The organism is Salmonella sp. SAL00670 (assembly GCF_046552235.1).
In the GTDB taxonomy this organism is placed as follows: domain Bacteria; phylum Pseudomonadota; class Gammaproteobacteria; order Enterobacterales; family Enterobacteriaceae; genus Salmonella; species Salmonella enterica.
Genome location: NZ_JBGDUO010000004.1, coordinates 448866 through 463347, shown reverse-complemented (window position 1 = coordinate 463347; position 14482 = coordinate 448866). Strand labels below are relative to the sequence as shown.

Below are 14482 nucleotides of genomic sequence, written 5' to 3'. Positions count from 1 at the left end.
CATCATGAAGCTGGACAAACGCGTGCTGGCGTCGTTGCGCCAAAATCGTTTACCGTGCGCAAAGATACCTGGCCGGGCGTCGCCGGGAGAGTGATCGCGCCTTTCGGCGGTACCATAGTATTCGGCAGTTTTTTCCCCGCGCTGTACAGTTCAACCATCGAAACGTAGTACGGCGAAGGGTTAGTAATCGTTAGCTGGCCGCGCTCGTTACGGCAGCGAAGCGTCGACGGGGCATGAGCTGGCGCCTCCGCCAGATTTTTCGGCCGAATAAATAGCTTAATCACGCTTTGCGTCGCAATTTGCAGGGAGTTGCCGGTCAATTTATTTTTATCGACAGAGGGTATCGCTTTACTGTTTAAATAAAATACGCTTTCGCGATCGGTCGGTAATGACGGCCCGACATACATAATACGTAATATATTTTCTTTTTTAGGCTGGATCACAAAGAGAGGCGGCGTAATGATAAAATCCGTCGAGCGTGAACCATCGGCATTGGCGACCCATGACTGAATTAAAAAAACATTGCTGGCAGAAGAATTAATAATCGGCAAGGAGGTTTGCTTACTTCCCTGCGGATAAATCACTCTGGTCGCGCCCAGCGCAATGCCTCCCGCCTGCGCGGCAAACGACAGGCCGGCCGCCGACAGCAGTAGCAATAATCGAAGGAAAATCGGTACGTTTTTTTTCATCTGCGTAATATCCTGATGCCGTCGGTTTGTTACGCGCAGTGACGCGCGTAACGCCCCTTTCTCGCCTCCCAACAGACGAGAAAAAAATCCCGATAAGGAATCAGGAATAAACCATGCTAAATGTCGCCGTCGCGGTAACATTACCGGCAGTCGCCGTACCGGTAGCGATATAATCCACGCTAAGCGGAATAACGTTTTCGCCATCGTTCAAGGTAACAGTACTGGACGATTCACCGATATTCAGCGCCTGGCCATCTGGTCCATAAAGTTGTAATGCCACATTCGTCGCCGAACCTGCCCCAGCGGTATTCGCCAGCGACCCCGGCTGGTTTGCGTCCTGTTGGCCATTAAAAATCACCGCCGCATTCTGGCTGGTCTGAGTATCGCAGTCTTCCAGTTTGATGGTGAAATCTTCTTTTTGATTCGCCACCATACCGGCCTCGGTTAATTTACTGGCGCGAACCTGGCCTAATGTCACGGTCTGATCGACAGAGTCAGCGGAAACAGAACAGGCGGCGTCAACGACCTGTCCGACAAAATTTACCGTACCGCCAGTGACGGTTGTAGTATCCGCTTGCGCGGTGGACAACATTCCGCCAAAGGCAATGGCAGAGACCATTAATGCTAGTACAGGCTTTTTCATTCAAGCTCCTTTTAAATATAAAAATGAGGGTAATCAGATTTTTTAACGAAACGGCTGCTGATATTTCTTCACAGCAATATCACGACTTTTTCTTATGCGAAAAAAAGTGTCTTCTTGTTCTGATATAAATGTCAGAGGCAATAAAACAGCCACTCAACGTCGTGAGTTAATCTTTACGTTATAATGAGATAACGATGTTATTAATTATTAGCAAGCCAACGGCAAGTTGCAATCATCGACATTTGGTTTTATAGGACCAGGCATAACTTCTTGTTTTATATTAACTTTACACCAGTCGTTCGGCCTATCTCCTTTAGCCATATTGACTTTTTAAAAATAGCTTTCATAACAACCTTCAGTAAAACATTCTATTAACGATACCAGGCAAATTCAGTCGAGATATGTAAATATATCGTTGCGGATAGTGCATTAATACGCCACTGGCAGTTTTCCGAGCGCCGTCAGCCGCCCATTATCAATATGGATATACCCGCCTTTTTTTAGTTCAGACAGAATCTTCATGGTCCGACTGCGCGATATCCCGGTACGCCGTTGAATAAAATTCAACACGATAATGCTTTCCCGGTAGGCCTGTGGATAAGCCCAGATTTCAGTCAGCAGCGCCCGAACTTTCAGATAAGAATCGACGCCGACTAATTCACGATCGCGCGCGCTCATCACCATCAGACGGTAAGCCAGACAACGGGCCACGTCGTGCCACAAATCGCATTCATCGGCGATTTTTATAAAATCCGGCAGGCGAACAAATCTACCGGTACAAACCGTTTCTGCGAGCAAAAAGTGTTCCGGTCGCGCGGGGACGTTATAGGTAGCGCCATAGCTGTCAACCATACCCACGACCGATGGCGCAAACGATGAAGATATATGGAGTCGTTTGTCATCATGACAGAAAGAAACAACGCCTGACTCCAGTAATACAATGTAGTGTTCATCGTTTGCCTGTAAATAAAACTCATCGCCGATACCCAGCGTAAACGGTTGACCAAATGGCAACAAGGCCGAAAATAAGGCATCAATTGCCGCGTGAGGTTTAGCCTGCTGAGAAAAAAGAAAAGAGTGTAATGAATTCTCATTATTATCTTTAGCAAAAGCGTCGTTCATCATTTTTTTCATTAACGGTTGTCTACTCAATGTAGCGTCACAGTATAACCTCTCAAAAAGTACTTAAATTAATAATAAATAACATCGCTATGCAGTATTTCTGTATTCACAACGCACTAATACGCAATATTTTTAAGATTAAGACAATTCTTAATACAAAATGATTACAGAAAATTAATAACAAATTACGCATAAAGAATGAGAGGTCAGGGGGCGCAGGAAAAGAGATTCGAAAGAACGCGCCTTCGAATCTCAAACTAATAGTCCAGATTAATGCAAATAAGCAGTGATATTATCTGAAATAGCGAGGGGCAGCATAATACTCTACCATTTTATCCGCCAGCCAGCCGCCGTCTTCACCGTTAGAATGGATTGTCGTAATACTGATAGTAGAACCACCGCCCCATAAGATCGAAAAGACGTTAAAGTCCGGTAGGTTCAGCGCCTGCATTTGGCCCCAGTCATACCCTTTATCTTTACGTAAAAAGTCGCCGACGGTCGGGACGCCGTAAGTCGCGCTATTTAAGGCCGTATTGAGTAGCTGCAAAGAGAGCGTGTCAGGATCGCTGCCAATGCGGGCGTCACCCATAAAAAAGGTTCCGCCGGATGCAAAGTGCGCAGCGCTGATTTTACTGACGCCCTCTTCTACTGAAGGCATATGGCCGCCTGGGATTTGCCACAGCATGGCGGGCGTCAGCAGCGCTTTCGTCACCTGTTTGACCATCGCCAGGTAATTAAGCCAGCATGTCGCATTCCAGCCATAGTGGGCAAGCGCATCAGGACTGAAACAGTCACGCTCAAATTTATCAAACGCAATAAAGTCCGGCGCATATTCTCCACTATAAACGCCCAGTTCATGAATAAATCCGGCGATCGCCTGCCCTTCAGCTACCGGATCAGCGGTATCGCGCAGCACCCAGTCCGCCGTTCCTGTCGCCCAGACATTCGTCTGCCAGCCAAAAGCCACATCCGGGGCAAACTGACGAACAAGATAGTTCACCGCCTGAATATAGCCGTAGAGATCGTCGCTAAACGTCGGCAACGAAGGCGCGATAAAGCCAGCCATCGCCGGTAATGCTTGTATCGCCGCCGCCAGTTGGGCATTCACCGGCACACTGTTTTTTTGCCGTACTACGGTATAGCCATACGGTCCTTGCTGTAGTGCCCCGAGAAAATCCGGGTTAAGCACAAAGGTGGCCGGGACAGGATGCGTCTCATCTTTGTATGACTGCGCCGCCAGACACTGGGTAATAAAGTTACCAAAATGGTTACGTAGCTTTTGCGCATCCTGTAAATCCGCCAGCGCGCTACCGCCGCTGGCATTCGCGGTATAAATGACCATTACCGGCATGACGCTACGCCCGGCTTCTTTTTCTATCTGGCGCACCAGCGCAACGGTTTTATGGATCGGTAACGTCGCGTAATCCAGAAAACCATCCCCGTTCACGTCAACCTCCGCGGCCGGAACCGGATCGCCGCCGCCGTCAAAACCATCGTATTTAAACAACGCGCTAAACGGTATATCGCGATAAAGAGAAACCGTCTCTGGCGCGTTAACCGTCACGCCGCCATGAGCAAGGTAATCAGGCCAACCTTTTACCTGTAGCGTCACGCCGGGCAGAAACTCCAGCGCCACATGGTTAACCTTTTGCAACAACCGTAGCGGCCCGGCCTGTTCACAACGCCACGGCACGCTGTCGATGAAAATGTCGTCCGTCTGAACATCATACAGCCCGGGTGCAAAGCGTAATGCCAACGTCTGCCGATCGCTGCCGCTCTCCAGCATTAATGAGTACTGATATTTACCGCTGCTGAACAGATAACGCTGCGGCGCGACGCCATCGGGCAGGCCCAGTATAGTGGCATCCACCGTCACGAAACTCGCCGTGTCGAGCGCCGACTGTTGGTAAGCGACAGCAACCTCGGCAATCTGCGCCGCAGCAGGGATAAACCCCGTAAGCTGTATGGGTGCCGATATAAAGCGGTTATTAATCATCGCAGGCTGCAGATTGACCGTATAATGATGCCCCGCCAGTAGCCGGGTGATTAACTGCGGTTGGTTGGCGATAAGCGTGATAGTACGCTCATCCGCTTGCGTAGTATCAGCGATTTCAACGGTCAATTTCGCATTACCAAGCGCAGGGGCGTCAATCATCAGACGCGCGCTGGCATAACGGACAATCGGCAGACAGGATACCTGGACCTGCGCGGCGGCATCGCCGGATTGCAGCGTAACGGTAAAAGAGGACTCGACTGGCGCGATTTGCATCTCATCATTCGCCAGTACCGGTACGGTAAGCCGATACGTTCCTGCGCTAAGATCGCCTATTGTCAGAACCTCGCCCCACTCACCGACAAAGCGCCGGGTTTCGCCGGCAGGAAACAGCAGCTCAATCACCGGTTTGAGCGCCACGGTCTGCGTCATGGCAGGAAAATGAACGCAAATTTTTCCCTGGCGGGCAGGGTCATGGGCCAACGTCGCGTTCAAATCGCTGATGGCAACTGGCGTCTGCGTGGCGGCCAGATAGCACTGTAATTCGGCGATATCCCCTGCCGCCAGCATCAGCGCGCCGTCATGATTAATGGTGATGGTATTCTTCTCGATGGGCCATCCCCCATCGCTGGCCAGCGTCACGGCCTGATTCCCCAGCATTGTTCCCTGAAACGGACTGTAGGGATCGGGGTGCGCGCTGGCCGTAAAATTCAGTTGAAGCTGATTGAGATCTACCGCCTGGGCGTAGAGGTTGGTCAGCGTAAAGGTGACGCGTTGATACCAACTCGCGGTATTCAACTCGCTAACGTTAAGCGTAAGGCCGCGTTCCTGAAGGTCATTGTCCTTTTCCGGCACATCGGGTTCGGCGGGTTGTTCGTCTGCGGCGGGTATCGCTGGCGTCTCCTGATCGGATGGGATTTCAGACTCTGCGTCTTCGGATGACGATGACGCCAGCGTCAAGGTGATGGCGGACATTTTTACCGGCACCTGCGTCGCCGCGAGGCTGAAAGAGAGCGTCCCGCGTTCGCCCGGCTGAAGAAGTAATGCATCGCTGTTATTAATGATGATGTTGTTAGTTTCCAGCGTGCCATACGAACTCTCATTCAGCGTAAGCGGCAGGTTCCCTTTGAGCGTACCGCCGCTATTTCCCCATGGATCGATGTGCCCGGAAGCCGTGAATGATATTGCGGCATGGTTCATATCGACCGCATTACCGCTCTCATTGATGAAAGTTAAGGTGATTTTTTGATACCAGCTGTTGACGTCAAATGCGCTGGCGTAAATGGAAATGGTCATGGTCTACTCTTCCTCTGTCCCTGGTGGAGAAAAGCCCCGGTAAACCGGGGCTTGAATCATGAAGCCCAATACATCGGCTTAATACCGTGTATTAGCAAGCGCCAAGATCGGTCCATGCACCGCCGACACCGCAGTTCAGATCAGGCTGGTTGCCCATAGACCACCATTTCACCTGATAGTTATGGCCTTTCCAGCTAACGATTTCGAAAGAACCCCAGTTTGCGCCATAAACGGTAGAAGCATCCCACTGCGCGTAAGGTGACGTTTTGTCATCTGCTGGCGTATCATCCTCAGCCGGCGTGGTATCTTCTTCCTCGTCCGGTACAGGAACGATAATCTCTTCTTCCTCTTCCGGTTCCGGTTGAACCTGAGATAGCGCAGGCACAGCCGTCAGAACAAAGCGCTGTTGAGAGGACGGTTCGTTGTAGCAGTCGCGTACAAACAGGGTGAACTGAAAGGCTGTTTTTTCGCTAACTTCCGGTACCACAACCTCAATGATTTCTGCCGTTTTGTCTGCCACATCGATTTGAGAAGGCACGCCCCAGCTAAAGGACAACTCATCGTTATCTTCATCAGAAGAACCTGCGCCAGACAGCTGTACCGTAGATCCGCCTACAACCATCAGTTCAATCGCCGCTTTCGGCGCGTGGTTGACCTTCTGCGCGTCGTCGCTGTCGCTCTGCTCTTCATCTTTTTCTACATTGATACCTTCAAAGTAGAACGGTTCCATATCGATAACTTCAGATTCGATTTCATAACCCAGACCTTCACGCACGGCGTTAACCAGCACGCCGTTGTCCTGATCGATAGTCCAGGTAAACACGCCGCCCAGGCCCAGTTTCGCTGCATATTCGCCTTTTGCTTTGACAGTACGCGGCGTATCCAGGGATAAAAACAGTTTGGATTCCGGGCTATACAGGTAGTCAGCATCAGCGACCTGGTCGGTGTAAACGTTGAAACCGTTACGGCCTTTCTGGTTTTCCAGATCCAGGTAGCTATAAATGACGTCATACCATTCGCTGGTGCCGGATTCGAAGGAACCGGTAGTAGGGCCTGAACCTGGGTTGTAAGAACCTTTCAGCGGCGACAGGGATTCAATTTCTACCTGACGAGCGTTACGGGTATAGCCGGCATAACCGATGTTGATACGGTCAGCGGAGAAACCTTCCGCCAGCAGGTGATCAACGATAGTTTCGACAGCCCAGCCGCCCTCTTCCAGCGCTTTGCGGTTGGTGTGGTGGCCCAGCGTTTCCGCCCACGGCGTACCGAAGAAGTCATAGGTCATCAGGTTGATGCCATACAGGCCAGCAGCCATCAGATCTTTTACTTTCGCATAGTCAAAAATAGTAGTGACAGCAGAAGCGGCAATAGAGATCTTCACATTGCTCAGACCCGCGGAATCCAGCTGTTTACGCAGTTCGGCAATCAGCAGCGCGTAGTTAGCGCCATCTTCCGGACCAAACGGGTTGCCCGCCCCTTCATTGTTCGGGTATTCCCAGTCAATATCCACTTCGCTGAACATCGGGAACTGTTTGAACAGTTTCACCACGCCTTTGGCGAAGATTTTACGAGAAGAGTCAGAAGCGGCGGTTTCGTGGAACCCGTTACTCATGCTCCAGCCGCCGATACTCATGGAGAGCGCCAGCGTGTGACCTGCGGCTTTCGCTTTTGCCTGCATATCACGCAGCGCGCCCAGCAGACCCTTGGCGTTAGACTGAGTTACAGTCTTCGGATCCACATCCCAGCCGCTGACATCAAAGCCGAGGTTGATATAAGACTGGAAGTCGCCCCATGGGTCGAGGAAGGTCGGCTCATATTTCACTTTGCCGCACAGCGCTGCCGCTTCTGCTACGACATCGCGGTCTTCTGTATCAATTTTTCTGAAACCGGTGATGCCAACAAAGCCAAAAATCAGTTTGTCATAAGCCGTCGGTGAAACGTTGGTTAAATCATAACCACGGCCCGGTTGGGACATATTGCCTTGCAGACGGCTGTCATACTGTGACCAGTCGGTGTAATAACCGAATACCTTCGGTTTAGTCGTGGAATTTTTATATTTATTGTATACCGGTTTCGCAACACGAGCGGAAGTATAGCTTATTTTATCATCGCTTGTTGCAGGGTCAAAACCATTCGCTGCATGAGTAGTTTCAGTAATTGTATCGCCTTGAATCAGTTTGCTTGTAGCCATTTTCAAATTTCCTTTTACGTTTCAAAATTGTCGCAGCTCGTTCTGCGGGGTCCATAATCGTTACAGGCATAAAAAATAGCTAATCACAAAACATCATCTTTTTAGATGATATAAAAATCATAAAAATGAGGTTAACAACACCGTCTAACGAAGAGAAAACAACACCTCTCAGCGCCCGCTTACTCCGTTCTGGTGAGAACATAGTAAATATCATTTATCATGTAATTAAATATCATTTAATTACAATGAAATAATGTGATTACACTCGCTATAGACAATGACAATACAATAAAACCAGTGACATTTATTGGATTAAGACATTTCTCATACAATATAGTCACCACAGACAACCAGGATGTACATTTCTAAAGGAAGACGTTATGAAAACTTATATCATTAATAGCAATTGCATTTACAATGAAGGTAAATATGAACTGAGGACGGTCTCAAATTCACAGGTTATTAAAATGACTGCGATGAGAGCCAAATGTCTCAGTTTCATCATCGAGAATGCTCATCTGGAGATTATCGAGCGACAAAAAATAACCACTGCGTTATGGGGAAGTCGAAGCCATTATGTTAATGATGCAAATCTAACGCAGATTCTCTATTTAATCAGACGTGACCTTAAAGCGCTGGGTATTAACGATCTTTTTATTACCATTCCAAGACAAGGTCTCAAAGTGAATAGTGATATCACCATTATCGCGACGGATAGCGAAACAAAGGGAAGAAAAAAACAGATTGTACGGCAAACCATCGCCGCCCTGACGACCGTATTTTCAGTAACGTTAGGTTCTCTCATGTATCTGCATATTCACTAAGCGAAGGAAAGGGAAGATGAATCCAATTATAGATGGAATTATTGCGCTTGAAGGCGGTTACGTATTTAACCCTAAAGATAAAGGCGGCGCCACCCATTGGGGCATTACCGAAGCCACGGCGCGAGCGCATGGCTATGCTGGCGATATGCGGGATCTGACCCACGCTGAAGCCTACGCGATTCTCGAAGAGGATTACTGGATAAAACCAGGTTTTGACGTCATCTCGACGCTATCGTGGCCAGTCTCCTTCGAGCTGTGCGATGCGGCAGTCAACATAGGCGCTTACCACCCCAGCGCGTGGCTGCAACGCTGGTTGAACGTCTTTAATCACGAAGGTAAACGCTACCCGGATATTCATGTGGATGGCAATATTGGCCCGCGGACGCTTGCCGCTCTCGAACATTATTTGGCCTGGCGAGGCCAGGAAGGGGAAGCCGTTTTGGTGAAAGCCCTCAATTGCAGTCAGGGCACGTACTACTTAAACGTTGCTGAGAAAAACCACAATAACGAACAATTTATTTATGGCTGGATCAAGAATAGAGTGACCTAGACCAGGCTGAAAAAAGACGCGTAAAAGGCTCACGGATGAGCCTGATACTGCAAATGATAATTAATCTGAATTATTACCTTCGATAATTTTTTTAATCCGCCGCCCAAGAATCTTTAAGATCGGACTCGCGAAAACACCGCCTAAGCCTGCCGCCAACAGAACAATGTTGAAACTGCACTCTTTTTCGATTGCAATCGCGCTTAACAAGAAACTGGTGAAGCAGGAAATCACGATCTGCGTTAAGCAATATTTAATACTTTCATGAGAACTATTATATTCTGTCTTATCTTTGCGTAAAAGATAGCTGACAAAGCCTCCCCACGCGCCAATCGAAATAATAGTGAGTAAGATCTCTAGCTCCAATAGCACAACTTCCGTTGTCGACACATGGTTGGGAATAGACATTTTAACACTCCGAAATCATTATAAATGAATAATTAACACAAGGAGTGTAAGCGCCCTGTCAGAAGGGTAAAAATCAAAGCACATCATTTAAAACCATATTAAATCAAAGCGTAAAAATGAGGTGTATTAGCGACGGAAGGAGGAAAGTGTTTGTAACATACTTACCATCTCATTAATCGTCGATATATTTCTACTATTTTTATTCCAGGATGCATAGACCTGAACTGACTTCAAAGCCAGTTCGGGCGGAGGCTGAATAAACTTAATGTCATATTTACGATGATTTTTATAAAAAAGCGCTAATTTCAAAGGCATCAATGCAATCAATGAGGTTCGTTCGATCATGCTCATCAAACCGTTAAGCGAATCACTGCGATAGCCGACAATACGCCTGCCAGTATAGTAAAGCTCATCCTTAAATAACTCGCTATCATGATATATCACTGAAGCCCCCATCCCCGGCTGATATAACGCATGACGCGAAGAATAAAAATGATGTAGCGACAGTTGTGAGAGGGTACTCAGCATGTGTTTACTGCTGCAGATACAAACAAATGATTTAAAACTATCAATGATTTGATTCTCTATGCCGGACTCCAGCAAAGGTTCGGCACTAATCAACAGATCGCCTTGCGCAGTAAACAGAAGTTCGCTGATATGCTCCCGACTCATATTTCTGACGGAGAAATGATTTATCAAAATACGGTCAAATATATCGCTGTTATAGAGCTGAGAAAGATAATAGCTTTCAACAATATCACTGCCTAATAACGTTATCTGGAACGCTTCGTCTTTTTTGCTATTACAGAGAAATGTATCATCCACCAGTTTCATCACCTGACTGAAATTTTGGTGAATGTCGACAGCCTTAGCTGTGGGGATGAGCCCGCCTTTCCCTCTGCTAAACAGTTCCTCCGGGTAATAACTCTGCAGGCGCTTTAACGCCAGAGAAACGGCAGCCGGTGTAATGCCTAACTTTTTTGCCGCCATAGCCGCATTTCCTGACAAAATAACAGCGTCAAGAATTTTGATTAAATTATAATCAAAGCTCTTGTTGGCACCTTTCGATCCCATTCGCTGTCTGCCTCCGGAAACTAAAAAAAGCAATATAGATAATACTCAAGATAAATCAATTCACAGCATCTAAAAAAGCAATCGTTAATGTCATCGCATCACGTTTTTTTAAAGAATAAGCGTATACAAAACTGCTGATTAACATCAATTTGTTTATCAGTAAAAACAAAATATCAACAAATGAGAGGATACGATGCGTTTAGCAGAAGCCTGGGCGCGTACAGGCAGAAAAAAGCCCGGATATACATACACCCGGGCTGAAGAAAAATACAACGGGAAAAAGGTTAGCGAGTCAAATCGTCAAAGAATTTTTTCACGCCGTCAAAGAAGCTTTTTGAACGCGGGCTGTTTTTCTCTCCCGTCGGGCCGCCAAAACTTTCCTGAAGATCTTTTAGCAATTGCTTCTGTTTTTCGCTCAGACCGACCGGCGTTTCAACCACCACACGGCACAGCAAATCACCCTGCGCGCCACCCCGTACGGACTTCACGCCTTTGCCGCGCATACGGAACAGCTTGCCCGTTTGTGTTTCGCTCGGTACTTTCAGCATCACGCGACCATCTAACGTCGGCACTTCAATTTCACCGCCGAGCGCCGCCATCGCAAAGTTGATCGGCACTTCGCAATAAAGATTATTGCCTTCACGCTCGAAAATAGGGTGTTGTTTCACCTGGACCTGAACGTACAAGTCGCCTGCCGGTGCGCCATGCTCGCCCGCTTCGCCCTCGCCTGCCAGACGAATACGATCGCCGGTATCCACGCCCGCCGGGATTTTAACGGACAGAGTTTTACTCTTTTCAACACGCCCATGACCGTGACATTTATGGCACGGATCTTTGATCAGCGTACCGCGTCCCTGACAGTGTGGGCAGGTCTGCTGTACAGCAAAGAATCCCTGGCGCATCTGTACCTGACCAGAACCATGACAGGTCGGACAGGTTTGCGGTTGTGTACCAGCTTTCGCGCCGCTGCCGTGGCAAACGTCGCACTCCTCCAGCGTCGGAATACGGATCTCTTTGGTCACGCCACGCACCGCTTCTTCCAGGGTGAGATCCATGTTATAACGCAAATCAGCCCCACGCGCCGCACGTTGGCGACCACGCCCGCCGCCAAAGATATCGCCAAAAACGTCACCAAAGATATCACTGAAATCAGCGCCGCCATTAAAGCCGCCGCCAAATCCGCCGCCCATCCCGCCTTGTTCAAACGCGGCGTGACCATACTGATCGTAGGCTGCGCGTTTTTGCGCATCGGTCAGCACTTCGTAGGCTTCTTTAATCTCTTTAAACTTAGCTTCGGCCTCTTTATCACCCTGATTGCGGTCCGGATGATATTTCATGGCCAGGCGCTTATACGCCTTTTTGATTTCACGCTCTTCCGCTGTTTTGGAAACGCCTAAAATCTCGTAGTAATCTCTTTTCGCCATCTCTTTTTATCTGCCCTTAACATGCATACACGGGCGGAGAGGAAACCTCTTCGCCCGTGCCAGTAATTACCCGTTCAAAGGGCGATTATTTTTTATCTTTTACTTCTTCAAACTCAGCGTCGACAACGTCGTCATCTTTCGCGTTGTTTGCAGAAGCGTCAGCGGAGCCAGCCTGCTGCTGCGCATGTTGCTGCTGAGCGATTTCCATCAGTTTCTGGGAAACCTGCGCCAGTTCCTGCATTTTCGCTTCGATAGCGGCTTTATCTTCGCCTTTCAGGGCAGTTTCCAGCGCGTTCAGGGCAGACTCGATAGCGGTTTTGTCATCAGCCGGCAGTTTATCGCCTGCTTCTTCAACCTGCTTACGGGTGCTGTGCAGCAGATGGTCGCCCTGGTTACGGGTCTGAACCAGCTCTTCGAACTTACGGTCGGATTCAGCGTTCGCTTCTGCATCGCGAACCATTTTCTGAATTTCTTCCTCGTTCAGACCAGAAGACGCCTTGATAGTGATCTTCTGCTCTTTACCGCTATTTTTATCTTTCGCGGAGACGTGCAGGATACCGTCAGCATCGATATCGAAGGTGACTTCGATCTGCGGCATACCGCGCGGCGCCGGGTTGATGCCATCCAGGTTGAACTGACCCAGAGATTTGTTATCAGACGCACGTTTACGCTCACCCTGCAGCACATGGATGGTTACCGCAGACTGGTTGTCTTCCGCAGTAGAGAACACCTGGCTGTGCTTGGTCGGGATGGTGGTGTTTTTGGTGATAAGCGGAGTCATCACGCCACCCATCGTTTCGATACCCAGAGACAGCGGGGTAACGTCCAGCAGCAGTACGTCTTTCACATCACCGGTCAACACGCCGCCCTGTACCGCTGCGCCGATAGCCACAGCTTCGTCCGGGTTAACGTCTTTACGCGGCTCTTTACCAAAGAATTCAGCCACTTTTTTCTGCACCATTGGCATACGGGTCTGACCGCCGACGAGGATCACGTCGTTGATATCAGACACGGACAGGCCAGCGTCCTGCAGTGCGACTTTCAGCGGCTCGATAGAACGGTTCACCAGATCTTCAACCAGGCTTTCCAGTTTCGCACGAGTCACTTTGATGTTCATGTGTTTCGGACCGGTGGCATCTGCGGTAATGTACGGCAGGTTCACGTCGGTCTGCTGCGCAGAAGACAGCTCGATTTTGGCTTTTTCTGCGGCTTCTTTCAGGCGCTGCATGGCCAGCGGATCGTTACGCAGGTCAATGCCCTGATCTTTCTTAAACTCGTCAACGAGGTAGTTGATCAGGCGGGTATCGAAGTCTTCACCACCCAGGTGGGTATCACCGTTGGTTGCCAGAACTTCAAAGGTTTTTTCGCCATCAACTTCGTCGATTTCGATAATAGAGATATCGAAAGTACCACCACCGAGGTCGTAAACCGCGATAGTACGGTTGCCGACTTCTTTATCCAGACCGTAAGCCAGCGCTGCGGCAGTCGGTTCGTTGATGATACGTTTAACTTCCAGCCCCGCGATACGACCAGCATCTTTGGTTGCCTGACGCTGCGCATCGTTAAAGTAAGCCGGTACGGTGATAACCGCTTCAGTTACCGGTTCGCCCAGATAATCTTCAGCCGTTTTCTTCATTTTCTTCAGCACTTCGGCAGAAATCTGCGGCGGCGCCATTTTCTGACCTTTCACATCAAGCCATGCGTCGCCGTTGTCGGCGCCGATGATTTTGTACGGCATGATAGAAACGTCACGTTGAACTTCTTCGTCCTGGAAGCGGCGGCCAATCAGGCGTTTAATCGCAAACAGGGTGTTTTGCGGGTTTGTCACTGCCTGACGTTTAGCCGGCTGACCAACCAGAGTTTCACCATCCTGGGTATAAGCAATGATAGAAGGCGTAGTGCGATCGCCCTCGGCGTTCTCCAGCACGCGTGCCTGCGTTCCATCCATAATCGCTACACAAGAGTTGGTAGTACCCAGGTCGATACCAATAATTTTACCCATCTAAACGTCTCCACTAAAAATTCGGTCATCATGTGGTTGTGAATCTGTAATAAGGGCGAAACGTGCGGTTTCAACTACCCTGAATCGTTTTTTTTCAGACTCACCACTGCGGTTGACTACAAGATGGGGTCGTAACCCACGTCATCAAGGGGGAGATGAAAAAATTTTTTAGTGACGAGAGGGCGCGATGGAAAACCAGACAGATAAATATTCATGAAATAAATTAAAAAACGAATACCATTCACAGAAAAATTGTAATAAAAAGAAAA

The 14482-nt window shown here is 48.8% G+C and carries 11 protein-coding genes; 2 read left to right on the top strand and 9 right to left on the bottom strand.

Annotated features, from left to right (window positions below; all coding sequences use genetic code 11):
• Positions 1 to 2: 2 nt before the first annotated feature.
• The 5 genes from bcfB to ACLJRS_RS16120 all read right to left on the bottom strand — a co-directional run bounded on the left by bcfB (position 3) and on the right by ACLJRS_RS16120 (position 7934).
• The gene (gene bcfB / locus ACLJRS_RS16140; protein WP_000742551.1) at positions 3 to 689 is read right to left on the bottom strand and encodes a fimbrial biogenesis chaperone BcfB; all 687 of its coding nucleotides are present in this window, start codon (positions 687 to 689) and stop codon (positions 3 to 5) included.
• 100 nt (positions 690 to 789) lie between these two features.
• Positions 790 to 1332 (bottom strand): fimbrial protein BcfA, encoded by a 543-nt coding sequence (locus ACLJRS_RS16135; RefSeq protein ID WP_000743357.1) that lies wholly within the window; start codon positions 1330 to 1332, stop codon positions 790 to 792.
• Between the two features lie 429 nt (positions 1333 to 1761).
• Positions 1762 to 2466: a winged helix-turn-helix transcriptional regulator gene (locus tag ACLJRS_RS16130; RefSeq protein WP_000738617.1), complete on the bottom strand. Its 705-nt coding sequence runs from the start codon at positions 2464 to 2466 to the stop codon at positions 1762 to 1764.
• A 280-nt stretch (positions 2467 to 2746) separates the two neighbouring features.
• Positions 2747 to 5743 (bottom strand): chitinase, encoded by a 2997-nt coding sequence (locus ACLJRS_RS16125; RefSeq protein ID WP_410957860.1) that lies wholly within the window; start codon positions 5741 to 5743, stop codon positions 2747 to 2749.
• Positions 5744 to 5834: 91 nt separating this feature from the next.
• Positions 5835 to 7934 carry a glycosyl hydrolase family 18 protein gene (locus tag ACLJRS_RS16120; RefSeq protein WP_410957859.1) on the bottom strand — a complete coding sequence of 700 codons (2100 nt, stop codon included), beginning with the start codon at positions 7932 to 7934 and terminating at the stop codon, positions 5835 to 5837.
• A gap of 380 nt (positions 7935 to 8314) precedes the next feature.
• Here ACLJRS_RS16120 and ACLJRS_RS16115 point away from each other — a divergent pair, with 380 nt between their 5' ends.
• Positions 8315 to 8758 carry a transcriptional regulator gene (locus ACLJRS_RS16115; RefSeq protein ID WP_000860682.1) on the top strand — a complete coding sequence of 148 codons (444 nt, stop codon included), beginning with the start codon at positions 8315 to 8317 and terminating at the stop codon, positions 8756 to 8758.
• Positions 8759 to 8774: 16 nt separating this feature from the next.
• Positions 8775 to 9308, top strand: coding sequence for a glycoside hydrolase family 108 protein (locus ACLJRS_RS16110; RefSeq protein ID WP_001068132.1), 534 nt, complete (start codon positions 8775 to 8777; stop codon positions 9306 to 9308).
• 60 nt (positions 9309 to 9368) lie between these two features.
• Here the strand turns inward: ACLJRS_RS16110 and ACLJRS_RS16105 are convergent, their stop codons facing one another.
• The 4 genes from ACLJRS_RS16105 to dnaK form a co-directional block, all read right to left on the bottom strand.
• Positions 9369 to 9713 (bottom strand): phage holin family protein, encoded by a 345-nt coding sequence (locus ACLJRS_RS16105; RefSeq protein ID WP_000026889.1) that lies wholly within the window; start codon positions 9711 to 9713, stop codon positions 9369 to 9371.
• Between the two features lie 126 nt (positions 9714 to 9839).
• On the bottom strand, positions 9840 to 10787 hold the full coding sequence (locus ACLJRS_RS16100; protein ID WP_000534905.1) for a LysR family transcriptional regulator: 948 nt from the start codon (positions 10785 to 10787) through the stop codon (positions 9840 to 9842).
• Positions 10788 to 11071: 284 nt separating this feature from the next.
• Positions 11072 to 12211 (bottom strand): molecular chaperone DnaJ, encoded by a 1140-nt coding sequence (dnaJ, locus tag ACLJRS_RS16095; RefSeq protein WP_001119009.1) that lies wholly within the window; start codon positions 12209 to 12211, stop codon positions 11072 to 11074.
• 85 nt (positions 12212 to 12296) lie between these two features.
• Positions 12297 to 14213 carry a molecular chaperone DnaK gene (gene dnaK, locus ACLJRS_RS16090; protein WP_000516125.1) on the bottom strand — a complete coding sequence of 639 codons (1917 nt, stop codon included), beginning with the start codon at positions 14211 to 14213 and terminating at the stop codon, positions 12297 to 12299.
• Positions 14214 to 14482: the final 269 nt, after the last annotated feature.